11 protein-coding genes and 1 pseudogene are annotated in these 24,192 nt (G+C 69.4%); 7 read left to right on the top strand and 5 right to left on the bottom strand.

Translation table 11 applies throughout. The annotated features are described in order from the left end of the window. Nucleotide 1: 1 nt before the first annotated feature. From ACZYVJ_RS03425 to ACZYVJ_RS03415, 3 genes are read right to left on the bottom strand one after another with little or no spacing between them, the layout of a single operon-like run. Nucleotides 2-634 (bottom strand): TetR/AcrR family transcriptional regulator, encoded by a 633-nt coding sequence (locus ACZYVJ_RS03425; protein ID WP_463829736.1) that lies wholly within the window; start codon nt 632-634, stop codon nt 2-4. A 4-nt stretch (nt 635-638) separates the two neighbouring features. After that, nucleotides 639-1,784, bottom strand: a complete 1,146-nt coding sequence (locus ACZYVJ_RS03420) for a sulfotransferase family protein (protein ID WP_463829735.1) — start codon at nt 1,782-1,784, stop codon at nt 639-641. Next, nucleotides 1,781-3,019 carry a DUF1214 domain-containing protein gene (locus ACZYVJ_RS03415; protein ID WP_463829734.1) on the bottom strand — a complete coding sequence of 413 codons (1,239 nt, stop codon included), beginning with the start codon at nt 3,017-3,019 and terminating at the stop codon, nt 1,781-1,783. Before ACZYVJ_RS03415 ends, ACZYVJ_RS03420 begins: the two co-directional genes overlap by 4 nt. A gap of 126 nt (nt 3,020-3,145) precedes the next feature. Between ACZYVJ_RS03415 and ACZYVJ_RS03410 the strand changes: the two genes are divergently transcribed. After that, the gene (locus ACZYVJ_RS03410; RefSeq protein ID WP_463829733.1) at nt 3,146-3,535 is read left to right on the top strand and encodes a PPOX class F420-dependent oxidoreductase; all 390 of its coding nucleotides are present in this window, start codon (nt 3,146-3,148) and stop codon (nt 3,533-3,535) included. 13 nt (nt 3,536-3,548) lie between these two features. Further along, the gene (locus ACZYVJ_RS03405) at nt 3,549-4,412 is read left to right on the top strand and encodes a type 1 glutamine amidotransferase domain-containing protein (protein WP_463829732.1); all 864 of its coding nucleotides are present in this window, start codon (nt 3,549-3,551) and stop codon (nt 4,410-4,412) included. Nucleotides 4,413-4,416: 4 nt separating this feature from the next. Here ACZYVJ_RS03405 and ACZYVJ_RS03400 read toward each other — a convergent pair whose 3' ends face one another. After that, nucleotides 4,417-5,124: a dienelactone hydrolase family protein gene (locus ACZYVJ_RS03400; RefSeq protein WP_463829731.1), complete on the bottom strand. Its 708-nt coding sequence runs from the start codon at nt 5,122-5,124 to the stop codon at nt 4,417-4,419. Between the two features lie 73 nt (nt 5,125-5,197). Here ACZYVJ_RS03400 and ACZYVJ_RS03395 point away from each other — a divergent pair, with 73 nt between their 5' ends. The 3 genes and pseudogenes from ACZYVJ_RS03395 to lnt all read left to right on the top strand — a co-directional run bounded on the left by ACZYVJ_RS03395 (nt 5,198) and on the right by lnt (nt 10,340). Continuing rightward, nucleotides 5,198-5,743 (top strand): FxsA family protein, encoded by a 546-nt coding sequence (locus ACZYVJ_RS03395; RefSeq protein ID WP_463832815.1) that lies wholly within the window; start codon nt 5,198-5,200, stop codon nt 5,741-5,743. Between the two features lie 95 nt (nt 5,744-5,838). Continuing rightward, nucleotides 5,839-7,428: an amidohydrolase gene (locus tag ACZYVJ_RS03390; protein ID WP_463832814.1), complete on the top strand. Its 1,590-nt coding sequence runs from the start codon at nt 5,839-5,841 to the stop codon at nt 7,426-7,428. Nucleotides 7,429-7,756: 328 nt separating this feature from the next. Next, nucleotides 7,757-10,340 (top strand): annotated as a pseudogene (lnt, locus tag ACZYVJ_RS03385) (apolipoprotein N-acyltransferase). A 25-nt stretch (nt 10,341-10,365) separates the two neighbouring features. Here lnt and ACZYVJ_RS03380 read toward each other — a convergent pair. After that, a complete protein-coding gene (locus ACZYVJ_RS03380; RefSeq protein WP_007770897.1) occupies nt 10,366-10,701 on the bottom strand; it encodes an RNA polymerase-binding protein RbpA in 336 nt (111 codons plus the stop codon). Between the two features lie 178 nt (nt 10,702-10,879). On the opposite strand from ACZYVJ_RS03380, the gene ACZYVJ_RS03375 reads away from it, so the two are divergent. Together ACZYVJ_RS03375 and ACZYVJ_RS03370 are read left to right on the top strand one after the other, a co-directional pair. Next, on the top strand, nt 10,880-11,230 hold the full coding sequence (locus ACZYVJ_RS03375; RefSeq protein WP_463829730.1) for a hypothetical protein: 351 nt from the start codon (nt 10,880-10,882) through the stop codon (nt 11,228-11,230). Between the two features lie 422 nt (nt 11,231-11,652). Beyond that, nucleotides 11,653-24,189 (top strand): type I polyketide synthase, encoded by a 12,537-nt coding sequence (locus ACZYVJ_RS03370; RefSeq protein WP_463829729.1) that lies wholly within the window; start codon nt 11,653-11,655, stop codon nt 24,187-24,189. The last annotated feature ends 3 nt before the right edge of the window (nt 24,190-24,192 follow it).

Raw genomic sequence — 24,192 nt, 5'->3', positions numbered from 1 at the left:
GCTAGTCTCCCTTGATCGGTTCTGCGACCCGCACGCCCAGCCCACGCAGGCAGAACTGCAGCATTCGTTCGCGGAGGACGCCGCGGTCGAAATCGCCTGTCGCCCAGTGTTGGTTGATGCCCGCCCAGACCACCCCGTGAATGAACTGGGCGTCCGTCGTCGGGTCGACGTGGTGGAACACGCCGCTGCGCAGACCGCGCTGCAGCGCCTCGATCAGCGGCTTGAGCATCTCCGCGTACGCGGGCTGAACAAGTGCGGAGGACTGCGACTGAGCTTCCATCGACAGACGACGCAAGTCGGATTTGATGCTGTCATCGAACGCCAAGTCGAGTCGTCCATCGATCCACGCCGAGACCGCGTCGACCTCCGTGGCGGCAGGTGCCATCCGGCGTCTCAGCCGCCGTTCCTCCGCGCGCGCCATGTCGAGAAACAGCGCGGCCAGCAGACCGTCCTTGGATTCGAAGTGCCGATAGAACGCCCGGGTGCCCAGCGCGGCCCGGTCGAGCACCGCGCCGATGCTGAGCTTCCCAATTCCCTGCTCCCGCAGAACGGTTGAAGCGGCGGCCAGGATCTCGCGGCGCACCGCTGCGTCGGGGCCGAGTTTTTCGCGTCGCCGGGTGCGGGGAGTGCTCACGGATTCAGGCGGTCGCGTCGTAGGCGGCGAGATAGTCCGCAAACCGCTCGCGAACGCCTTCGGGTGTCAGGCCGTAGTCGGCCAGGTCATAGTCATGCGCGCCGCGGGAGCCCGGCCGGTGGTCCGTGGCCCAACGCTTGACCGAGGCGAGGGTGGCATCGGTGAACGTCAAGCCCAGGGCGTCGTAGCTGGTTTGCAGGGTGCCAACCGGATCCGTCTGAAGGTCCGCGAACGAGACGTCGGCGAATCGGTCGTCGCCCATCCGGCTGCGGAAATCCATCGCCCGCCGGACACCTTCGACCCAGCTGTCGACTTGCTCGGCGCCGAGTTCGGCGGCGTCCTCGCGATCACTGCTCCAGCTGCGCACATACCGGATCAGGCTGCAGACCGAACCCATGACTTTGGCCGGATCACGATGACTCCACAGGAATTTGGCTTCGGGATATGCCTCGACGAGCGCGTCGAGGGCGAACATGTGCACGGGTGTCTTGAGGTGCCAGAGCACCGGCGGACAGTGCCATTGCAACAGGCGGAGCACTCGCCGATGAAAGACGTAGGTCTCGCGCATGTCGCAGCTCATCAACCACGCGAGATACCCGGGTGCGCGCACGGCGCCGTCAAAGTGGAAGGTGCGGAAGCTCATTCCCATCAGGTCCTGGCATTCGGTCGGCGCTGTGGCCTCGGAGTTGTACAGGGTTTTCATCAGCGGGAACATGTCGTCGAGCATCTTCAGGCCGGCCTCGGCCTGCGCGATCCGCGGGTCGCTGTGTTCCGTGGCGCTCTCCGGCGGCGGGGTAGGAGCCTGCGATTCCCACATCCGCAGCGATCGGAATTGCGGATCGGCGGCCACCAGCTGGCTCAGCGCGGTGGTTCCGGTGCGGGGCAAGCCGATGACGAAGACGGGGCCGCTTACCGCCTGGTCGTCGATCTCGGGATGCTGCCGGTAGGCGTCCTCGATCTTGAGGCGTTGGATCAGGGCGTTGCTGATGGTGGCGTGCTGGATGACCCGTCCGATGTCGTTGAGGTCCGCCTCGCTGTTCAGCGCGTCGACGATCCGTTCGAGTCCCTCGCGGTAGTAGGGCGATCCGAAATCATCGAGACCGGTTGCGGTTCGAGCGCCGTCCTCCAACTCGTCAGCATCGAAGGTCACCGTCCGAACCTTTCGTGCACCGCGCGGCGCCGCGCCGCGAGGACTGATGCGCGCTCTTCGGGGGTGACTTGTAAAGTGTCCGACGGCAACTCTGCGTGGATATCGTCGAACGGCACCACTCGCGTCGTCGGTGTGGGTGCCGTTTCGGTCCGCACACAGCGCAGGATTATCGGGCCGTTGCTATGGCCGGCGGTGTCGAGCCAGTTGGCGATCCCGGGGTCACGATCGCACAGCACCACGCGGACCAATCCATCGGAATCCATTGCGGCCTGATGGGCGTTCAGGCTGGACTGGTGGCGCCCGTAATGGATCGTCTCCCACCACGGGTTGCCGATCGAGAAGCTCCAATAGATGCCATGTGGGGGCTCCACTTCGACGATGAGGGCCTCGCCCGGGAGCAGTTCCCACCGGCCGATCACCGGCCGGTTCTCCGCGGCGGCCCCCATGTCGGTGCGATCTATCGGGGGCAGGAAGCCGTTGGGGGGTGCGGCGGACCCGAACTGCAAAAAGAACGCCAGGTTGTCCACGACGAAGACGCCGAGGGCGGTCAGTTGCCTTGTCACCGCCGAGTACGGGTCGACCGGACGGGCTGTCGCCCGGATCGGGCCACCGAGTCGCTCGATGCGCAGCGACGACGCCACCTCGGTGTCCCAGTCGTAGAAGAAGTGCCGCACCGTCAACGTGGGATGTTCACCGTCGATGCGCATCCAATTACCTTCTAGCCCGGGCTGTTTCGAGGCTGACAGCACCACCTCGAAGTTCCCGTCGGGATCCGTTTCGAGCTCGTCGACCAACTCGTTGGCGGTGGCGGTGATGCCGTTCATCGTCTGGAGCCCGACGTAGCGGGCGGTGCCGCGGTTACCGAACAGCCGATAACTCTCCCCGCCGCGCAGCGCGGCGCGGGTGTAGAGGCAGTCCGGGCATTCCATTCCCCAGGTCACGATGTCATCGGTGCTGGTGCGTTGGACGCGCAGTGCCGGATCCGGATCGAACCGCAGCGCCTCGTCGATTCCCGCGGTGAGCAGTACCAGCAGGTGCCGGATTCCGGCGGCGACGTCGGTCCGGTTGCGGCTTGCCGGCTCGGATTCGACGGTCCGCGCGGCTTCGTTGAGCCGGCTCAACAGTTGTGACCACGCCGCAAACAGATCCGGACTGCTCGCCTCGCCCGACGATTCCAAGGCCGCCTCGGCGATCGTGAACGGCAACCACGCCGGCGGCTTGTTCGGATCGCCCATGATTGCCGCCTCGGTCGGTGGTCTGCGTTCTTAATTGAAAATTGCGTTTTCATTTAAGCTGTCACGACTATGGCAGCCGCGCGCTGAGAATGTCAACGCCCGGCCTCGCGGCGGTACGTTGTTCTGGTGACGCCGACCTTCGCCGACCTTGCCAAGACGCAGTACATCCTGCTGACCACGTTCACCAAGGACGGCAAGCCAAAGCCGACGCCGATCTGGGCCGCCCTGGACAAGCAGCGCGGGGATCGACTCCTGGTCATCACCCAGGAAAAGTCCTGGAAGGTCAAGCGAATCCGCAACACCCCGCGGGTCACGCTGGCCACCTGCACCATGAACGGCCGCCCCACCAGCGACGCCGTCGAGGGGACCGCGGCCATCCTGGACAAGTCGCAGACGGCCGCCGTCTACGACGCGATCGGCAAGCGTTACGGCATCGTAGGCAAGGTGTTCAACTTCTTCAGCAAGCTGCGCGGCGGCATGGCCAACAACGTCGGCCTCGAGCTCAAAGTGGCCTGAACACCAGGGCTCCGTGGCCACCGTCCTCATCCCGATCCCGGACCGCGACTTCGACCCGACCGAGGTCGCGGTCAGCTGGAAGGTGTTGACCGGAAGCGGCCATCGGGTGGTGTTCGCGACCGAAACCGGCACTCCCGGGGTGGCCGACGACATCATGGTGACGGGCCGTGGACTGGATATCTGGTCCGCGCTGCCACTGTTGGGCGCCATTCCGCTGATCGGGTTGACGCTGCGCGCCAACAAGGACGGACGCAAATCCTATCGGGACATGCTGCATTCCAATGAGTTTCAGAATCCGGGCAGCTGGGCGGGGGCAACCCTGGACGGCGTTGACGCGCTGCTGTTGCCGGGTGGTCACCGCGCGCGAGGGATGTGCAGCTACATCGACAGCGACATCCTGCACCGGCTGGTCGTGGAAGCCTTCGCCCGCGGGCTGGTGGTGGCCGCCATCTGTCACGGGGTGCTGCTCGCCGCGCGCAGTGTCGATCCCAACACCGGCCGTTCGGTCCTGTACGGACGCAAGACGACCGCGTTGACGTGGGCGATGGAGCGGTCGGCCTGGCGCCTCACCCGATTGACCCGGTACTGGGATCGCGACTATTACCGGACCTATACCGAGGAGCCGGGCCAGCCCGGCGGGTACATGTCGGTGCAGTCGGAAGTCACACGCGCGCTTGCAGATCCGACCGACTTCCGTGACGTCGCCCGCGGATCACCGCAGTGGCGGCGGAAAACCTCGGGCATGGCACGCGATACGGCGACCGACTCGCGGCCCGCATTCGTCGTCGATGACGGCGGCTATGTGTCGGCCCGCTGGCCCGGCGATACCCACACGTTCGCAACGGTGTTGGCGCAGAAGCTGAACGCGGCCCGCTGAGCGGCTACGTCGCGGCGCCCGTGCCCAGATGCTCGCCGAAGAACGCGAACACCCGCCGCCACGCGTCCTCGGTGGCCTCGTGGTCGTAGCCGAATCCCGTGATGCGAAGCAGGGGTTGGGCGGGTAACTCGTTGGCGAAGCTGTGCCCGACGCCCGGATAGGTCTTCACATCGGCGGTGATGTTCTTGGCGGCGACGGTCTTGTTCAGCTTCTCGGGCGCACCGCGGCCCAGCGGGTCACGGCCGCCGAAGCTGGCCACGACCGGGCACGCGCCGTCCAGCGTCTTGTCCAGGTTGCGGGGCAGGGGAGTGCCATAGAACGGAGCGGACGCACCGAAACCCTTGGGCGACATGACAAGAGCGAACTGGCCGCCCATGCAGAAACCCGCGATGCCGACCCGGCCGGAACATTCCGGCATGGCCTTCAGGTGGTCGCGCGCGGCCAGGATGTCATCGAGGGCGCGGCCGCGCTGGGTCTGCAGCTCCTTCATGACGCGGGAGATGCAGCGGATGCGGCCGCCGCGGGAATACAGGTTCGGGGTGAGCGCCAGATAGCCCGCCGCGGCGATGCGGTCGTTGATCGATTGCTTGTCCCGGCCGTAGCCGATCGCGTCGTGGATCACCACCACACCCGGCCACGGCCCCTGCCCCGAAGGCGTGCTCAGTAACGCATCGATCGGTCCGTCCGGGGTATCGATCTGAATCGTCGTCATAGCGTCATCTAACTGCAACCACACTGGCGAGCACCACGGGAACTTGTCCGTGGTCCGCACACGTTGGTCTGGCATGGTGTCGCGGCTGTTGCTGATCTACGCCGTCGTCGAACTCGCGGTGATCTTCGCGCTGGTGTCGACGATCGGGTGGGGCTGGACCCTGCTGGCGCTGGTGGGGACCTTCTTGCTCGGCTGGGGCATCGTGGCCCCGGTGGCCGGGTCGCACCTGCGCCGCCGCATCGGGCAACTGCGCTCGGGCCTGACCGACCAACGCGCCGCGGGCGATGGTGCGCTGGTCAGCCTGGCCGCGCTCCTCGTCCTCGTTCCCGGCCTGGTCAGCACGGCGCTGGGCTTGTTGCTGCTGATCCCGCCGGTGCGGTCGGCCGTCGGCCCCGGATTGACGGCCATGGCGGTGCGCAAGCTGCAGCGCCAGATGCCGGGACTCAGTTACGTGAGCGCCTTCCGCGCGGAGCCTCACCCCGCGTCGTATCCGAGCGGCTACTACTCGGATGCCGGCTCGGATACCGGGCATGGCCGCGGCGATTACATCGACGGCGAGGTCATCGATGTCCGCGACGTGGAGGCGCCGGCGCGGCCACAACGATTCGACGGACGCTGACGCGGCGCGGGGCTGCCCTCCGACCGTTGCTCGGCATCCGAACAGGTGCACGTAGTTTTGGCCTGTGACCGTTCGTGACCGATAGCCCCGCACCGGTGACCCTGCTGGTCAACGGCCGGGTGCACAGCCCGGCCCAACCCGACGCGACCGCCATGGCCGTCCGCGACGGCGTCGTGGCGTGGCTGGGCAGCGACGAGGTCGGCCGCCGCATGTTTCCCGGCGCCGAACTCGACGATCTCCGCGGCGGCTTCGTGGCGCCGGGGTTCGTGGACAGCCACATCCATCTCACCGCCACCGGGCTGACGCTCAGCGGGCTGGATCTGCGCCCGGCGGCCTCGCGCGCCCAGTGCCTGCAGTTGGTCGCCGAGTACGCCGCCGCGCACCCCGGCCGGCCGGTGTGGGGCCACGGCTGGGACGAAAGCACGTGGCCCGAGAACTCACCGCCCAGCATCGCCGACCTGGACGCCGTCATCGGCGACCGGCCGGCCTACCTGGCCCGGGTGGACGTGCACTCCGCGCTGGCGTCGACGGGCCTGCGACGGCTGGTCACCGAGCTCCCGGCGGCGGCGGGCTTCAGCGCCGAGGGGCCGCTGGTCGGCGACGCCCACCATCTGGTGCGGGCCATCGCCCGGGGCCTACTGACTGCCGAACAGCTCGCCGAAGCCCGCGCGGCAGCGCTGCGGGCGGCCGCGGCGGCCGGCATCGTCGCGGTGCACGAATGCGCCGGACCCGAGATCGGCGGGATCGACGACTGGCTGCAGTTGCGGGTCCTCGATCATGGCGTCGAGGTGATCGGCTATTGGGGTGAAGCGGTGAGCAGCCCCGCCCGGGCGCGCGAGCTGATTGCGGCGACCGGAGCTCACGGGCTGGCCGGTGACCTGTTCGTCGACGGAGCCCTGGGGTCGCGCACCGCGTGGCTGCACGAGCCCTACACGGACGCCTCGGAGCGCACTGGAACCTGCTACCTGGATTCCGATGCCGTCGAGGCGCACCTGCGAGCGTGTACCCAGGCCGAGGTCACCGCCGGATTCCACGTCATCGGGGACGCCGCGGTCACCACGGTGGTGGATGCATTCGAGCGCGTCGTCGCCGACCTCGGGCTGGTCGCCGTCGCCCGCTGCGGGCACCGTCTCGAGCACGTCGAGATGATCAGCGCCGATCAGGCCGCCAAACTGGGTCAGTGGGGCGTCATCGCCAGCGTGCAGCCGAATTTCGATGCGCTCTGGGGCGGCGCCGACGGCATGTACGCGCGACGGCTCGGTGCCCAGCGAGGCAGTCGGCTTAACCCCTTTGCGCTGTTAGCATCCCAAGGCGTGCCCCTCGCGCTCGGTTCCGACGCTCCGGTCACGGGCTTCGACCCGTGGGTGAGCGTGCGGGCGGCGGTCAACCACCACACCCCCGGCAGCGGGGTCTCGGCGCGGGCCGCGTTTGCTGCCGCCACCCGCGGCGGCTGGCGGGCCGCCGGTGTCCGCGACGGCAAGACGGGCACGCTGGTGCCGGGAGCGCCGGCCTCCTACGTCGTCTGGGACGCCAGGGATCTCGAGCTGCACGCCCCGGCCGACACCGTCCAGCGCTGGTCGACGGACCCGCGGTCGCGCGTGCCGGCGCTGCCCCGATTGGGTCGCGACGACGCCCTACCGCGGTGCCGGCGCACGGTGCATCGGGGCGCTGTCATCCATGGCTAGGGACCGGCGGGGCGACGACGAGCCCGCGGACCGAACCGATGCGGCCGACGAGGACCTGTCGCAGCGGCCTGACACCGACCCCATCAGCGATGAGGCCGAGTCGGATCGCGACGACCAGCCCGGCGACGTCCGTGTCGAGCCCGAAGCCCAGGGCGATGAGCGCGACGTCGAACCCGGCCGAGACGAGGACGTCGCGGAACCGGGATCGACCGGGGGGCACGCGCCGGGCGGCGCGAGTCCGGGTGGTCGGCTGGGGACCGCGGCGCGCGGCGCGGTAACCGGACTGGTGGCCGCGGTGATCGCGCGGCTGCCCGCCGCCCAGGCCGCGATGCTGCCCCGCCTGACCCGGCTGAGCTGCGTCGTGATGGGCGGCCTGCTGCTGTGCGCCAGTTTCCCGTCGCTCAATTGGTGGTGGGGTGCCGTGGTGGCCGCGGCGTTGCTGGCGTGGGTGTTGACGCACCCCGCGACCACGCCTGCGGGCGGCATGGGTTACGCGTTCCTGTTCGGGCTGGCGTTCTACCTGCCGCTGCTGCCGTGGGTCGGGCTACTGGTCGGTCCCATCCCGTGGATCGCGCTGGCGACCGTCTGCGCGCTGTTTCCCGCCCTCTTCGGCCTGTGCGCCGTCACCGTGCGCCGGCTGCCCGGCTGGCCCATCTGGTTCGCGCTGATCTGGGCGGCCCAGGAGTGGCTCAAGTCGATCCTCCCGTTCGGCGGCTTCCCCTGGGGTTCGGTGGCATTCGGTCAGACGCACGGTCCGTTCCTGCCGCTGGTCCAGCTCGGCGGCGTGGCGCTGCTGTCCATGGCGATCATGCTGGTGGCGTTCAGCGCGACGGCCATCGCGCTGGAGATCGTGAAGTGGTGGCACTCGGGTCACCCGGCGGCCGGCGACAGCGGCGCCGCGGATGCCGCGCACCCCGACCAGGCGCCGCCCGCGGTGGTGCTGCCCGGCGTCTGCATCTGCCTGGTGCTGTTCGCGTCGCTCATCGTCTGGCCGCAGGTGCGCCACGCCGGTGCCGGGTCGGGCGGCGAGCCGGCGGTCACCGTCGCGGCCGTCCAGGGCAACGTGCCGCGGCTGGGCTTCGAGTTCAACGAACAGCGGCGCGCGGTGCTGGACAACCACGTCCAGGAAACTCTGCGGCTGGCCGAGGACGTGCGCTCCGGGGCAGCCCCGCAACCGCAGTTCGTGATCTGGCCGGAAGACTCGTCGGACATCGACCCGCTGATCAACCACGACGCCGCCCTGGAGATCTCGCAGGCCGCGGCGGCGATCGGCGCCCCGATCCTGATCGGCAGCGTGCTCGAGGTGCCGGGACGCTCGCCGCAGGATCCGAACTACACCAACACCATGATCGTGTGGAATCCGGCCACCGGTCCGGCCGACCGCCACGACAAGGAAATCGTGCAGCCGTTCGGCGAGTATCTGCCGATGCCGTGGCTGTTCAAGCATCTGTCCGGCTACGCGGGCCGCGCCGGAAGCTTCGTGCCCCGCCAGGGCTCAGGGGTGGTGCACATCGCGGGGGTGCCGCTCGGCGTCGCCACCTGCTGGGAAGTGATCTTCGACCGGGTGCCGCGACAGGCGGTGCTCGGCGGTGCCCAGCTGCTGGCCGTGCCGGCCAACAACGCCACCTTCAACAAGAGGATGAGTGAGCAGCAGCTGGCGTTCGCCAAGGTCCGGGCCGTCGAGCACGACCGGTACGTGGTGGTCGCCGGCACCACAGGGATCAGCGCCGTGGTGGCCCCCGACGGCGGCGAGTTGGCCCGGACCGACTTCTTCCAGCCCGCCTATCTGGACATGCAGTTGCGGCTCAAGACCAGGCTGACACCGGCGACGCAGTGGGGGCAGCTTGTGCAGTGGGTCATGGTCCTGGCGGCCGGAGCGGTGATTCTGGTCGGGATACGGCACAATAGATGGTTCCCGCGTTCGGTACGTCTGCGGTCCACACGCCAGTCGGAAGGGGCCGGTGCAACCCCGGGCAGACCCCCGCCCGGCGAGCACGACTGACGACACTGCGCCCGACTCCCGGGACCGTACGCCGGCAGACGACGGCGACTGACCACCCTCCGTCCGACCAGGACGGCCGACACTGCATCGATTTCGGGCGACACAGAGGAGCTACATGACCACCGGCCAGCCGGCGCCCCAAGTCCCAGGCAATCGTCCCAGCCAGCGCGTCTTGGTGATCATCCCCACCTACAACGAGCTGGAGAACCTTCCGGTCATCCACCGGCGGCTCAAAGAGGCGTGCCCGCACGTGCATCTGCTCGTGGTGGACGACAGCAGCCCCGACGGCACCGGCCAGCTCGCCGACGAGCTGGCCGCGGCCGACGCCGGCCGCACGCACGTCATGCACCGCACCGCCAAGGACGGCCTGGGCGCTGCGTACCTGGCGGGTTTCGCGTGGGGGTTGAGCCGTGACTACTCGGTCCTGGTAGAAATGGACGCCGACGGCAGCCACGCGCCCGAGCAGCTGCACCGCCTGCTGGACGCCGTCGACGCCGGCGCCGACCTGGCGATCGGGTCGCGCTACGTCGAGGGCGGGACGGTGCGCAACTGGCCGTGGCGGCGCTGGGCGCTGTCCTGGACGGCGAACACCTACGCCCGGCTGGCGCTCGGCATCGGCGTGCACGACATCACCGCCGGCTACCGCGCCTACCGCCGCGAGGTGCTCGAAGCGATCGAACTCGACGGCGTCGACTCCAAGGGCTACTGCTTCCAGATCGATCTGACCTGGCGCACGATCTGTAACGGGTTCACCATCGCCGAGGTGCCGATCACGTTCACCGAGCGCGAACTCGGAGTGTCCAAGATGAGCGGATCCAACATCCGCGAAGCGCTGGTCAAAGTCACCCGCTGGGGCGTTCAGGGCCGGCGGTCGGGTGCCCGGGCCACCAGGGCCGACAACCGCACCTGACCAGGGCTAAGGCCTACCGCGTGGGTCAGCCCCGGCGGCGGGTCTTGATGATCTCGAGGCGCTCCTTGAGCAACTCTTCGAGCTCCTCGACCGAGCGACGCTCCAGCAGCATGTCCCAGTGCGTCCGCGGCGGCTTCACCTTCTTCGGCTCGGGCAGGTCGCCCTCGATCAGGGTGCCTTCCAGGCCGTTGCGGCACAGCCAGGTGCCGGGGATCTCGGCGTCGTCGGCGAAGGGAACCTCGAACTCCTCGCCGTTCTCGGTCCGGTACTTCGCGAGCTGACGCGGCGCAAGGTCGTGGTTGCGGTCAGTCTCGTAGCTCACGGCCCCGAGGCGACTGCCTCTCAGTACGCGATCAGCCATGGCTGCTACTCCTTCAGGTCTTCTCGGAGCTCTCGGGCTCCCTTACTGCATCCAGTGCAAACTCTTCATCTAGCAAACGCTGCGGCGATCTGCGCAGTTCCCGGCCCGGACCGGCATACGCGACGCGACCCTCAATGATACCGGGATCGCCGGAAAAACCCGACTAAAGTCGGCAGGCGTGAGCCGCCGTACCCGCCCGCAACCCTGTCGCTGGTGCGGTCGAGACGTTACCGATGCGGGAATGGGCCGTCGGCGCCAGTACTGCCGGCAGTCGTGCCGCCAGCGCGCGTACGAGCAACGGGCCTCGCTGAACCGGAACGGCGCGGCGGCGGTACCCGAGGACGCGGTGGTGCTGTCGGCCGACGAAGCGGCCGACCTGTCGGACCGCGTCTACCAGGTGCGGTGTGCGGCCGAGGACGTCGCCACGGCGGTCGACGAAGGCGCCGGAGCCACCGAGCTGCGCCAGTTATGCGACGCGCTGATCCAAGCCGCCAGGGCCGCCGACGGCTGGCGCCGAGCGGGTGTGTGACCGCGTCGTCCCCACCGCACCGCACCGGGCGGGACGCGGCGCTGCACCGAACCCCCGCGGCATGCGCCTGACCACCGGCTATGGTCAGCCGGGTACAGTCGCGCCATGGACGTCGGGCCATGTCTACAGCGCACCGCTGTCCAGAGGGCACACCGGGCATCCGGCCTCACATCTTCTTTGCGCGGCGCTGCGCAGCGGTCCATGCCGGTTCTCCCGTAGCAGCCGGGAGCAGCGGACGTTTTGAAATCCAGTCGGAGTTGGCCATACTCACCAGCAATATTCTTGGGTCGGAGAGCGGCACGACGCTGGTCGAACGGGAAACGGCGTCGCCTCGTGCAGCAAAGTCCGTCACTCGGCGAGAATCGCATCCGGCGGTGAAAGACGGCCGAACGTCGTTAGGTGAGGGTTAGGCGAGGTTTGTGATGGTTGATCAACTCCAGCATGCGACCGAAGCGCTGCGCAAAGCGCTGGTCCAGGTTGAGCGCCTGAAGCGCACCAACCGGGCGCTGCTGGAACGGTCCAACGAGCCGATCGCGATCGTCGGTATGTCGTGCCGCTTCCCGGGTGGCGTCGACAGCCCGGAGGCCCTCTGGCAAATGGTCGCCGACGGCCGCGACGTCATCTCGGAGTTTCCCGCCGACCGTGGCTGGGACGTCGCGAGCCTCTACGACCCCGACCCCGACGCGCGGCACAAGTGCTACGTGAACACCGGTGGCTTCGTCGACGGCGTCGCGGACTTCGATCCGGCCTTCTTCGGCATCGCGCCGAGCGAGGCGCTCGCGATGGATCCCCAGCATCGGATGCTGCTCGAACTGTCGTGGGAAGCGTTGGAGCGGGCGGGAATTGACCCCAGCGGGTTGCGCGGCAGCGCCACCGGCGTGTTCGCCGGTCTGATCGTTCAGGGCTACGGCATGCTCGCCGAGGAGATCGAGGGTTACCGGCTGACCGGCATGACCTCGAGCGTGGCCTCGGGGCGGGTGTCCTACGTGCTGGGCCTCGAGGGCCCCGCGGTGTCGGTGGATACGGCGTGTTCGTCGTCGCTGGTGGCCTTGCACATGGCCGTGCAGTCGCTGCGCACCGGGGAGTGCGACCTGGCCCTGGCCGGCGGCGCGACGGTCAACGCGACGCCGACGGTCTTCGTGGAGTTCAGCCGGCACCGCGGGTTGGCGCCGGACGGACGTTGCAAGGCCTACGCGGGCGCGGCCGACGGCGTGGGCTGGTCCGAGGGTGGGGCCATCCTGGTCGTGGAACGCCTGTCGGATGCGCAGCGGCTGGGGCACCCGGTGCTGGCCGTGGTCCGCGGCTCGGCGGTCAATCAGGACGGCGCCTCCAACGGGCTGACCGCGCCCAACGGTCCTTCGCAGCAGCGGGTGGTGCGTGCGGCGCTGGCCAATGCCGGGTTGTCCACGGCCGACGTCGACGTCGTCGAGGGCCACGGCACCGGAACCACCCTGGGTGACCCCATCGAAGCGCAGGCGCTGCTGGCCACCTACGGCCAGGACCGCAGCGAGCCGCTGTGGTTGGGCTCGATCAAGTCGAACATGGGCCACACGCAGGCCGCGGCCGGCGTGGCCGGCGTCATCAAGATGGTGCAGGCGATGCGTCACGAGACGCTGCCGGCGACGCTGCACGTGGACGCGCCGAGTCCGCACGTGGACTGGTCGGCGGGCTCGGTGTCGCTGCTGACCGAGGCGCAACCGTGGAACGCCGAGCGGCCGCGCCGCGCGGGCGTGTCGTCGTTCGGCATCAGCGGCACGAACGCGCACGTCATCGTCGAGGCTGTGCCGGCGGCGCCGGCACGGGAGGCCGGACCGGTGCGGCCGGTGGTCCCGTGGGCGGTGTCGGCGAAATCGCCGTCGGCGTTGGCGGCGCAGGCGGCGCGGCTGGCCGAATACGTGCGCGCGCACAGTGACCTGGACATCGCCGACATCGGCTGGTCATTGGCGGGCCGCGCCACGTTCGAGCACCGCGCGGTCGTTGTCGGCGGTGACCGCGACCGGCTGCTGGCCGGGCTCGACGAACTGGCCGACGATGACCCCACCGGATCGGTCATTCGGGGCACCGCGACGCCGGCGGGCAAGACCGTGTTCGTCTTCCCCGGCCAGGGCTCCCAATGGCCGGGCATGGCACTCGAATTGCTGGATACCGCACCGGTATTCGCCCAACAGATCCGGGAATGCGAAGAGGCCTTCGGAGAATTCGTCGACTGGTCGCTGACCGGCGTGCTGTGCGGCGCGCCCGACGCTCCGGGACTGGACCGCGTCGACGTCGTGCAGCCGGTGCTCTTCGCGGTGATGGTGTCGCTGGCCGAACTGTGGAAATCGGTCGGGGTGAACCCGGACGCGGTGATCGGGCATTCGCAGGGCGAGATCGCCGCCGCCTACGTCGCCGGGGCGCTGTCGCTGCAGGACGCGGCCCGAGTGGTCACGTTGCGCAGCAAGCTGCTGACGGCACTGGCCGGCCCCGGCGGGATGCTGTCCATCGCATGCAGCACCGAGCGGGCCCGGGAGTTGTTGGCGCCCTATGGCAATCGAGTCAGCATCGCCGCGGTCAACGGCCGGTCGGCCGTCGTGGTGTCGGGTGAGGGGGCCGCGCTCGACGAGCTCGTCGGCTTCTGCGCGGACCTCGAGCTGCGGACCCGGCGGATCGACGTGGATTATGCCTCGCACTCTGTTGAGGTCGAGGCGATCCGCGCCGACCTCGCGGAGGTGCTTTCCGGCATCGAACCGCGCTCCTCACGCATCGCATTCTTCTCCACGGTGACCGGAAACCGTTTGGACACAGCCGGATTGGACGCCGACTACTGGTATCGCAACATCCGGCAGACCGTGCAGTTCGACCAGGCGGTGCGCAGCGCCTCCGAGCACGGATACCGGACGTTCATCGAATCCAGCCCGCATCCGGCGCTGGTCGCGGGCATCGAGGACACCGCCAACGACCATGTCAGCAGTGGCGCCGAGGCCGCTGAAGTCACGGTCATCCCCACCCTGGGCCGCGCCGACGGCGGTCTCGACAGGTTCCTGACCTCGGCCGCCACCGCGTTCGTCGCGGGAGTGAGCCTGAGCTGGCGCGGCGCGCTGGACGGCGCCGGCTTCGTCGAGCTGCCGACGTACGCCTTCGACCGGCGCCGGTTTTGGCTGTCCGGGGAGGGCATCGTGGCCGACGCCTCGGGCCTGGGCCTCGGCAACAGCGAGCACCCGCTGCTGAGCGCGGTCGTCGAGCTGCCCGCCTCGGGCGGGGTGGTGCTGACGGGCCGCCTGTCGCCGAGCCTGCAGGGCTGGCTGGCCGATCATGCCGTGTCCGGCACGGTCGTGTTCCCTGGGTCCGGCTTCGTGGAGTTGGCGATTCGCGCCGGCGACGAGGTCGGTTGCTCGACGGTCGACGAGCTGACACTGCAGGCGCCGTTGATGTTGCCGGCCAAGGATTCCGGCGCGGCATCGGTTGCCGTGCAGGTGGTGGTCGGCCCGGCCGAAGAATCCGGCCGGCGCGAGGTGTCGATCTTCTCCCGCCCCGACACCGGCTCCGGCTGGGTGTGCCACGCCGAAGGAACGCTGAGCACCGGCGCCGTCGAGCCGGGCGCGGATCTGTCGGCATGGCCACCGGCGGGCGCCGTCAAGGTGGACGCGGCCGACGGCTACGAGCAGTTGGCCGCGCGTGGCTACGGGTACGGCCCGGCATTCCAGGGCCTGACCGCGACGTGGGTGCGCGACGACGAGGTGTTCGCCGAGGTGCGGCTGCCCGACGCCGCCGGCGGCGTCAACGGTTTCGGCGTCCACCCGGCGCTGCTTGATGCGGCGATGCACGCCTTGGTCGTCAGTCACCACATCACCGGTCAGACCGACGAAGTGGTGCTGCCGTTCTCGTGGCAGGGCGTGTCGTTGCATGCCGCGGGCGCGTCCGCGGTACGTGCACGCATCGCGCCGGCATCGGAGGCCGCGTCTACCGCCTCCAGGGCGGTCTCGATCGAGCTGGCCGATGGGCTCGGATTGCCGGTGCTGTCTGTGCGGGCGATGGTCGCGCGCCCGGTGAGCGAGCGGCAGCTGCGCGCGGCGGTGTCGGCCTCCGGTCCGGACCGGTTGTTCGAGCTGGCGTGGTCGCCCGCCGTGAAGTCGGCCGCCGGCGCCGAGCCGCCCGCACACGAGGTGTTCGAATCCGTTGCGGCCGGCGAAGATCCGGTCTCGGAATCGTATGAGCGCACGCATCGGGCGCTGGCCGCCGTGCAGTCGTGGCTGACCGATCGCGACGCCGGGGTATTGATCGTCGCGACCCGGGGTGCGATGGCATTGGCGGGGGAGGACGTCCCCGATCTGGCCGGTGCGGCGGTATGGGGGTTGGTGCGGTCGGCGCAGACCGAGCATCCCGGCCGGATCGTGCTGGTGGATTCCGATGCGGCGCTTGACGATAGCGCGATAGCGACCGTCCTGGCGGTTGGTGAGCCCGCGGTGTTGCTGCGCGACGGCACGGCCTACATCGCGCGGGTGCACGGCAGCCGCGCGGTCGACGGGATCATGACGCCTCCCGCGGACGGACCCTGGCGGCTCGGGATCAGCAGCGCGGGGACGTTCGAAAACCTGCAATTGGAGCCGGTTCCCAACGCCGGCGCCGCGCTGGAGCCCGGCCAGGTTCGGGTGGCCCTGCGCGCCATCGCCACCAACTTCCGCGACATCATGATCACGCTGGGCATGTTCACCCACGACGCCCTGCTCGGTGGCGAAGGCGCCGGCGTGGTGGTCGAAGTCGGGCCAGGGGTCACCGATTTTGCGGTCGGCGATTCGGTGTACGGCTTCTTCCCCGACGGCAGCGGCACCCTGGTGCCCGGCGACGTGCGCCTGCTGCAGCACAAGCCCGCCCACTGGTCCTACGCCGAGGCCGCCGGTATCTCGGCGGTGTTCACCACCGCCTACATGGCGTTCATCCACCTGGCCGACGTCAAGCCGGGGCAGCGGGTACTGGTGCACGCGGCGGCCGGCGGTGTCGGGATGGCCGCGGTTCAGCTGGGCAGGCATCTGGGTCTGGAGGTGTTCGCGACCGCCAGTCGTGGCAAGTGGGACACGTTGCGGGCCATGGGCTTTGACGACGATCACATCTCGGATTCGCGCAGCCTGGAGTTCGAGGAGAAGTTCCGGGCGGTCACCGGCGGCCGCGGCATGGACGTGGTGCTGGACTCGCTGGCCGGCGAATTCGTCGATGCCTCACTGCGGCTCGTCGCACCCGGCGGGGTGTTCCTGGAGATGGGCAAGACGGACATCCGCGACCCGGGCAAGGTCGCCCAGGAGTACCCGGGTGTCCGCTACCGCGCCTTCGACCTGTTCGAGCCCGGCCGTCCCCGGATGCATCAGTGGATGCAGGAGCTTGCCGGGCTGTTCGACGCCGGAGTGCTGGAGCCGTTGCCGGTCACGACCTTTGACGTGCGACGCGCCCGCACGGCGCTGCGATACTTGAGCCAGGCCCGCCACATCGGCAAGGTCGTCATGACTTTGCCTTCTGGGCCAGGCGCCGGGCTTGGTGCCGGCACCGTGCTCATCACCGGCGGAACCGGCATGGCGGGCTCGACGTTGGCCCGCCACCTGGTGGCACACCACGGCGTCGAGGACTTGGTGCTGCTGAGCCGGCGCGGTCCGGACGCGCCCGGGGCAGCCGAGTTGATCGCCGAACTGCACACCGCGGGTGCCCGGGCGCGGGTTGTCGCGTGCGACGCGGCCGACCGGGGGGCGCTGGCGCAGGTTATCGACGACATTTCGGCGCAGCGGCCGCTGTCGGGCGTGATCCACGCGACCGGCGTGCTGGACGACGCGATAGTCACGTCGCTGACCCCCGACCGTGTCGACGCAGTGTTGCGGGCCAAGGTCGACGCGGCCTGGAATCTGCACGAGTTGACCCGCGACCTGAATCTGTCCGCCTTCGTGATGTTTTCGTCGATGGCCGGACTGGTCGGCTCGTCGGGCCAGGGCAACTACGGGGCGGCCAACTCGTTCCTGGACGGGTTGGCCGCGCACCGACGGGCGCACGGGTTACCGGCGATATCGCTGGCCTGGGGCCTGTGGGATCAGGCCAGCGCCATGACCGGCGGACTGGACGCCGCCGACCTCGCCCGGTTGGGTCGCGACGGGATCTTGGCGCTGTCCTCCGACGAGGCCATGGAACTCTTCGACACCGCATTGATCCTCGACGAGCCGTTCCTGGCGCCAGCCCGCATCGATCTCGGCGCGCTGCGGGCCCACGCGGTCGCCGTGCCGCCGATGTTCACCGATCTGGTCAATGCCCCGACGCGCCGCCGGGTCGACGACTCGCTGGCCGCCGCGAAATCGAAATCGGCGCTTGCGCATCGCCTGGACGGGCTGTCCGAGGCCGAGCAGCACGCCGTTCTACTCGATCTGGTGCGCTCGCACATCGCGACGGTGCTGGGCAACACCACCGCCGAGGCGATCGACCCCGACAAGGCGTTCCAGGAGTTGGGATTCGACTCGCTGACCGCGGTCGAAATGCGCAACCGACTCAAAACCGCTACCGGACTGGCGCTTTCGCCCACCCTGATCTTCGATTACCCGACGCCCAACGGCCTGGCCGGCTATATCCGCACCCAACTCGCCGGGGTCCCGCAAGAGATCAAGCATGCCCCGGTCGCGCGCGCCACCGACGACGATCCGATCGTCATAGTGGGCATGGCGTGCCGCTATCCGGGTGGCGTGAATTCCCCGGACGACCTGTGGGACATGCTGACCGAGGGCCGCGACGTGCTGTCTGAATTCCCGACCGATCGCGGCTGGGACCTGGCCGGCGTGTACAACCCGGACCCCGATGTTCCGGGCACCTGCTACACCCGCACCGGCGGCTTCGTCGACGGGGTCGCGGACTTCGACCCGGCCTTCTTCGGCATCGCCCCCAGCGAGGCGCTGTCCATGGACCCGCAGCAGCGCATGTTCCTCGAGCTGTCCTGGGAAGCGTTGGAGCGAGCGGGAATCGAGCCCGGCAAGCTGCGCGGCAGCGCCACCGGAATGTTCGCCGGGGTGTACACGCAGGGCTACGGCATGGGCGCCGCCCCGACCGCGGAGGGCTTCCGGCTGACCGGCCAGTCCTCGAGCGTGGCGTCGGGCCGGGTGTCCTACGTGCTGGGCCTGGAAGGCCCCGCGGTGTCGGTGGACACAGCATGCTCGTCGTCACTGGTGGCGTTGCACATGGCCGCGCAGTCGCTGCGCTCGGGCGAGTGCGACCTGGCCCTGGCCGGCGGCGTCACCGTCAACGCCACCCCGGACATCTTCGTCGAATTCAGCCGCATGCGCGGGTTGTCCGAGGACGGCCGGTGTAAGGCCTACGCCGGCGCGGCCGACGGCACCGGATTCTCCGAGGGCGGCGGCATGCTCGTGGTGGAGCGCCTGTCCGACGCCCAGCGTCTCGGACATCCGGTGCTGGCCATGGTGCGCGGCTCGGCGATCAATCAGGACGGCGCCTCCAACGGGCTGACCGCGCCCAACGGCCCCTCGCAGCAGCGAGTGGTGCGGGCCGCGTTGGCCAGCGCCGGATTGACGCCGGCGGAGGTCGACGTCGTCGAAGGGCACGGCACCGGAACCACATTGGGTGACCCGATCGAGGCGCAGGCCCTGCTGGCGACCTACGGCCAGGACCGCGACGAACCGCTCTGGTTGGGGTCGATCAAGTCGAACATGGGTCACACGCAGGCCGCCGCGGGGGTGGCCGGCGTGATCAAGATGGTCCTGGCGATGCGCCACGAGATGTTGCCCGCGACATTGCATGTCGACGAACCCAGCCCACACGTGGACTGGTCGACCGGTTCGGTGTCGTTGCTGACCGAGGCGCGGGCGTGGCCCGGCAACCGTCCGCGCCGGGCGGGTGTGTCGTCCTTCGGCATCAGCGGCACCAACGCGCACGTCATCGTCGAGGCGGTGCCTGCCGAGCCGGCGCGCGCCGTAGACGGTCCGAAGGCGCCGGTGGTTCCGTGGCCGGTCTCGGCGAAATCGCTGTCGGCGTTGAACTCTCAGGCCGCGCGGCTGGCGGCCCACCTGCGCGCCCACCCGAAGTTGGACATCGCCGATGTGGGATGGTCGCTGGCGGGCCGGTCGGCCTTCGAGCACCGGGCCGTCATCGTCGGCAGCGACCGCGACCGGCTGCTGGCGGGACTGGACGAGCTCGCCGGCGACGACCTGGCCGGTTCGGTCATTCGCGGCACGGCGACCGGTGGCAAGACGGTCTTCGTATTCCCGGGCCAGGGCTCCCAGATACTGGGCATGGGAATGGGATTGCACGCCGGCTATCCGGTCTTCGCCGAGGCGTTCAACACCGTCGTGGCCGAACTGGATCGGCACCTGCTTCGCCCGCTGCGCGAGGTGATCTGGGGGCACGACGAAAGCCTGTTGAACAGCACCGAATTCGCACAACCCGCGCTGTTCGCGGTGGAAGTCGCGTTGTTCCGGCTGCTCGAATCCTGGGGTGTGCGGCCCGACTTCGTCATGGGCCACTCGATCGGGGAGCTGACGGCCGCGCACGTCGCCGGCGTGCTGTCCCTGGAGAACGCCGCCGTGCTGGTGGCGGCCCGCGGCCGATTCATGCAGGCGCTGCCTGAGGGCGGCGCGATGGTCGCGGTGCAGGCCACCGAGGACGAGGTGCGGCCGCTGCTGACGTCCTCCGATCAAGCCGGCGTGGGCATCGCCGCGGTCAACGGACCCACCTCGGTGGTGATTTCGGGCGCCGAAGACGCGGTGATCGCCCTCGCGGACCGCCTCCGCACCGACGGCCACCGTGTGCACCGGCTCGCCGTGTCGCACGCCTTCCACTCGCCGCTGATGGACCCGATGATCGACGAATTCGGAACCGTCGCGGCGGGACTGGCCCTCGGCAAGCCCAGCATTCCGATCGTGTCCAACGTGACCGGACAGCTGGCCGGTGACGACTTCGCGTCGGCGGCGTACTGGAAGCGACACGTGCGCGAGGCGGTGCGATTCGCCGACAGCGTGCGTTTCGTCCACTCGGCCGGCGCAACCCGATTCCTCGAAGTCGGGCCGGGCAGCGGGCTGACGGCATCGATCGAGGAGACACTGGCTTCCGACCCGATGGCAGCCTCGGTGACCACCATGTCCGCGCTGCGCAAGGACCGCCCGGAACCCGTCGCCCTGGTTGACGCCGTCGCACAGGGATACGTCGCCGGGATGGATGTGGACTGGCGCGGCGCCCTGGGCGACGCCAATCTCGTCGAGCTGCCCACGTATGCCTTTGACCGGCGGCGCTTTTGGCTTGCCGCCGACGGCGCCCCGGCCGACGCCGCAGGCCTGGGCCTGGCCGCCAGTGAGCACGCGCTGTTGGGCGCGGTAGTGGAACTGCCGCCCTCGGGCGGAGTGGTGCTGACCGGCCGGCTGTCGTCCGGCACGCAGGGCTGGTTGGCCGACCACGCGGTCGGCGGAGTGGTGCTGTTCCCGGGCGCGGGCTTTGTCGAGCTGGCGATCCGCGCCGGCGACGAGGTGGGCTGCGGAGTGGTCGACGAGCTGAATCTGGCGGCCCCGCTGGTCTTGCCGGCCGGTGGGTCGGTCGCCGTTCAGGTCGTGGTCGGCGGCCCTGATGATTCGGGTGCCCGTGCGGTGTCGGTGTTTTCCCGGGCCCAAGCGGGCTCGGGCTGGTCGCTGCATGCCGAAGGCGTGCTGCGGGCGGGGTCGGTGCAGCCGAGCGCAGACCTGTCGGCGTGGCCGCCGGTGGGTGCGGTCCCGGTGGATGTCGGCGACGGGTACGAGCAACTGGCCGAGCGTGGCTACGCGTACGGGCCGGCCTTCCGCGGCCTGACGTCGATGTGGCGCCGCGGTGACGAAGTCTTCGCCGAGGTATCGCTTCCCACCGATGCCGGGGTTTCGCCCGCCGGGTTCGGCGTCCACCCGGCGATGCTCGACGCGGCATTGCACGCGGTGATGTTGGCGTCCGACAGCGACGAACTGCCCAAAGGCTCGATGCTGGTCCCATTCTCCTGGCAACAGGTGTCGTTGCACGCCGCGGGGGCGGGGGCCGTGCGCGCACGGATCGTGCCGGTCAGCCCCTCCACCGTGTCGATCGAGTTGGCCGACGGGCTGGGGCTGCCGGTGCTCTCGGTGGCATCGATGGTCGCCCGCCCGGTCACCGACAAGCAACTGCTGGCCGCCGTCTCGAATTCGGGACCGGACCGGCTCTTCGAGCTCGTCTGGTCCGCGCAGCCGTCAGCGGCGGTGCAACCGGTATCGCTGTCCGCCTGGGGTGCACCGGAATTGGACAATGCCGAGGCCGAGCGATCGGCGGTGCTGTTCGAATCGCAGCCGGTCTCCGGCGATGTGATCACCGAGGTGTACGCGGCGACGCGAGCGGTGCTGCCCGTGCTGCAGTCGTGGTTGTCCCGCGACGGCGCCGGAACCCTGGTGGTAGCGACGCGGGGCGCGATGACGCTGCCGGGCGAGGACGTGACCGATCTGGCCGGTGCGGCGGTCTGGGGGTTGGTGCGGTCGGCGCAGACCGAGCACCCCGGCCGAATCGTGCTCGTCGACACGGATGCGCCCCTGGATTCCGACGCGATCGCAGCGATCCTGGCGCTCAGCGAGCCGCAGGCGATACTGCGCAAGGGGACGGTCTACACCGCGCGGGTGCTCGGCAGCCGCGCCGTCGGCGGTCTGTTGCTGCCCCCCGACGACGGACCGTGGCGACTCGGCATGAGCAGCTACGGCACCATCGAGAATCTGCGGATAGAGCGCATTCCCGACGCCGACGCGCCGTTGGGGCCCGGTCAGGTCCGGGTTGCGCTGTCGGCCATCGCGGCCAACTTCCGTGACGTCATGATCGCGTTGGGGCTCTATCCCGACCCCGAGGCGATCATGGGCATCGAGGCGTCCGGGGTGGTGATCGAAACCGTCTCGCCGGACGGGCGTTTCGCGGTCGGCGACCGCGTGATGGGGCTGTTCCCGGACGGCACCGGAACCATTGCCAAGACCGACCAGCGCCTGCTCGTCAAGGTGCCGGACGGATGGTCACACACCGCCGCCGCGACGGCGTCGGTGGTGTTCGCCACGGCGAACTACGCGCTGGTGGACCTGGCCGGCGCCAAGCCCGGTCAGCGGGTGCTGGTGCACGCCGCGGCCGGTGGGGTCGGGATGGCCGCGGTTCAGCTGGCCCGACACATCGGTCTGGAAGTGTTCGCGACCGCCAGCCGCGGTAAGTGGGACACCCTGCGGGACATGGGCTTTGACGACGATCACATCGCCGACTCGCGCAGTCTCGAGTTCGAGGACAAGTTCCGGACGGTCACCGGCATGGCTGGGATGGATATCGTCCTCGACTCGCTGTCCGGTGATTTCGTCGATGCTTCCCTGCGCCTGATGGCCCCCGGCGGGGTCTTCCTGGAGATGGGCAAGACCGATATCCGCGACCCCGAGGTCGTGGCCCGGGACCACGCCGGCGTGCGCTATCGCGCCTTCGACCTGTTCGAAGCCGGACCGGATCGGATCGCGCAGATGCTCGACGGGCTTGCCGCCATGTTCGGCGAAGACGTGCTGCGGCCGTTGCCGGTCACCAGGTTCGACGTGCGGCGCGCCCCCGCCGCGCTGCGATATCTGAGCCAGGCCCGCCACGTCGGCAAGGTCGTGATGACCATGCCCGATGCCTGGACGGCCGGCACGGTGTTGATCACCGGCGCCACCGGCATGGCCGGTTCGGCGGTCGCGCGTCACGTCGTATCCCGCCACAGCGCACGGAATCTGGTGTTGGTCAGCCGCCGCGGCCTGGACGCACCGGGTGCCGCCGAGCTGGTCGCCGAACTCAGCGCGACCGGTGCGCACGTGGAGGCGGTGGCCTGCGATGCCGCCGATCGCGAGGCCCTGGCCAAGGTGATCGCCGAAATCCCGATGCAGCATCCGCTGACCGGGGTGATCCATGCCGCCGGGGTCCTGCACGACGCGGTGGTGACGTCGCTGACGCCCGACCGGATCGAATCCGTGTTGCGGTCCAAGGTCGATGCGGCGTGGAACCTGCACGAATTGACCCGCGAGCTGGACGTGTCGGCGTTCGTGATGTTCTCGTCGATCGCCGGGCTCGCGGGTGCGTCGGGTCAGGCCAACTACGCGGCCGGCAACTCGTTCCTGGACGGGTTGGCCGCGCATCGCCGGGCGCACGGGCTGCCCGCGATCTCACTGGGCTGGGGTCTGTGGGATCAGGCCAGCGCCATGACCGGTGGGTTGGGCGCCGCCGACCGCGCCCGGTTCGGCCGGGACGGGATCATCGCCATGTCCTCGGACCAAGCGCTGGATCTGATGGACACCGCGTTGATCGTCGACGAGCCATTCATGCTGCCCGCCCACATCGACCTCGCGGCGTTGCGGGTCAAGTTCGACGGGGGCACGCTGCCGCCGATGTTCGTGGATCTGATCAACGCGCCGACGCGTCGCCAGGTCGACGACTCGTTGGCCGCAGCCAAGTCGAAATCCGCTCTGCTGCAACGCCTCGAAGGGTTACCCGAGGACGAGCAACAGGCCATCCTGCTGGACTTGGTGCGCGCCAACATCGCCACGGTGCTGGGCAGTGCCAGCCCGGAGGCGATCCACCCGGACCGGGCGTTCCAGGAACTCGGCTTCGATTCGCTGACCGCCGTCGAGATGCGCAACCGGCTCAAAGCCGCTACCGGACTGGCGCTGTCGCCGACGCTCATCTTCGACTACCCGAACTCCGCCGCGCTGGCCGGCTACATGTATCGAGAATTGGTCGGCTCGTCGGACCAGCCCGCGGTGGCCGCCGCACCGGGCGAAGCCGAGATCCAGCGTGTCGTGGGGTCGATTCCGGTCAAGCGCCTTCGCCAGGCCGGCGTGTTGGAGCTGCTGCTCGCGTTGGCAAGCGAGGCCGAGGGCGCCGCGCAGGCCTCCGCTTTGACCACCGAAGAAGACATCGCTGACATGGACCTCGACGCTCTGGTCAACGCGGCATTGCGCGACGACGACGACGACGAGTAGGCA

The sequence above is a fragment of the Mycobacterium sp. IDUB_3 genome (assembly GCF_055419585.1).
Note: the sequence above shows the minus strand (reverse complement) of the source record. Positions and strands in the feature narration are given on the sequence as shown.

Bases quoted from the DNA above. Each gene is read 5' to 3' on its own strand.
- ACZYVJ_RS03370 (WP_463829729.1), top strand. From the start codon at position 11,653: ATGGTTGATCAACTCCAGCATGCGACCGAAGCGCTGCGCAAAGCGCTG.
- ACZYVJ_RS03395 (WP_463832815.1), top strand. From the start codon at position 5,198: ATGGTGTCGCGGCTGTTGCTGATCTACGCCGTCGTCGAACTCGCGGTG.
- ACZYVJ_RS03400 (WP_463829731.1), bottom strand. From the start codon at position 5,124: ATGACGACGATTCAGATCGATACCCCGGACGGACCGATCGATGCGTTA.
- ACZYVJ_RS03415 (WP_463829734.1), bottom strand. From the start codon at position 3,019: ATGGGCGATCCGAACAAGCCGCCGGCGTGGTTGCCGTTCACGATCGCC.
- ACZYVJ_RS03380 (WP_007770897.1), bottom strand. From the start codon at position 10,701: ATGGCTGATCGCGTACTGAGAGGCAGTCGCCTCGGGGCCGTGAGCTAC.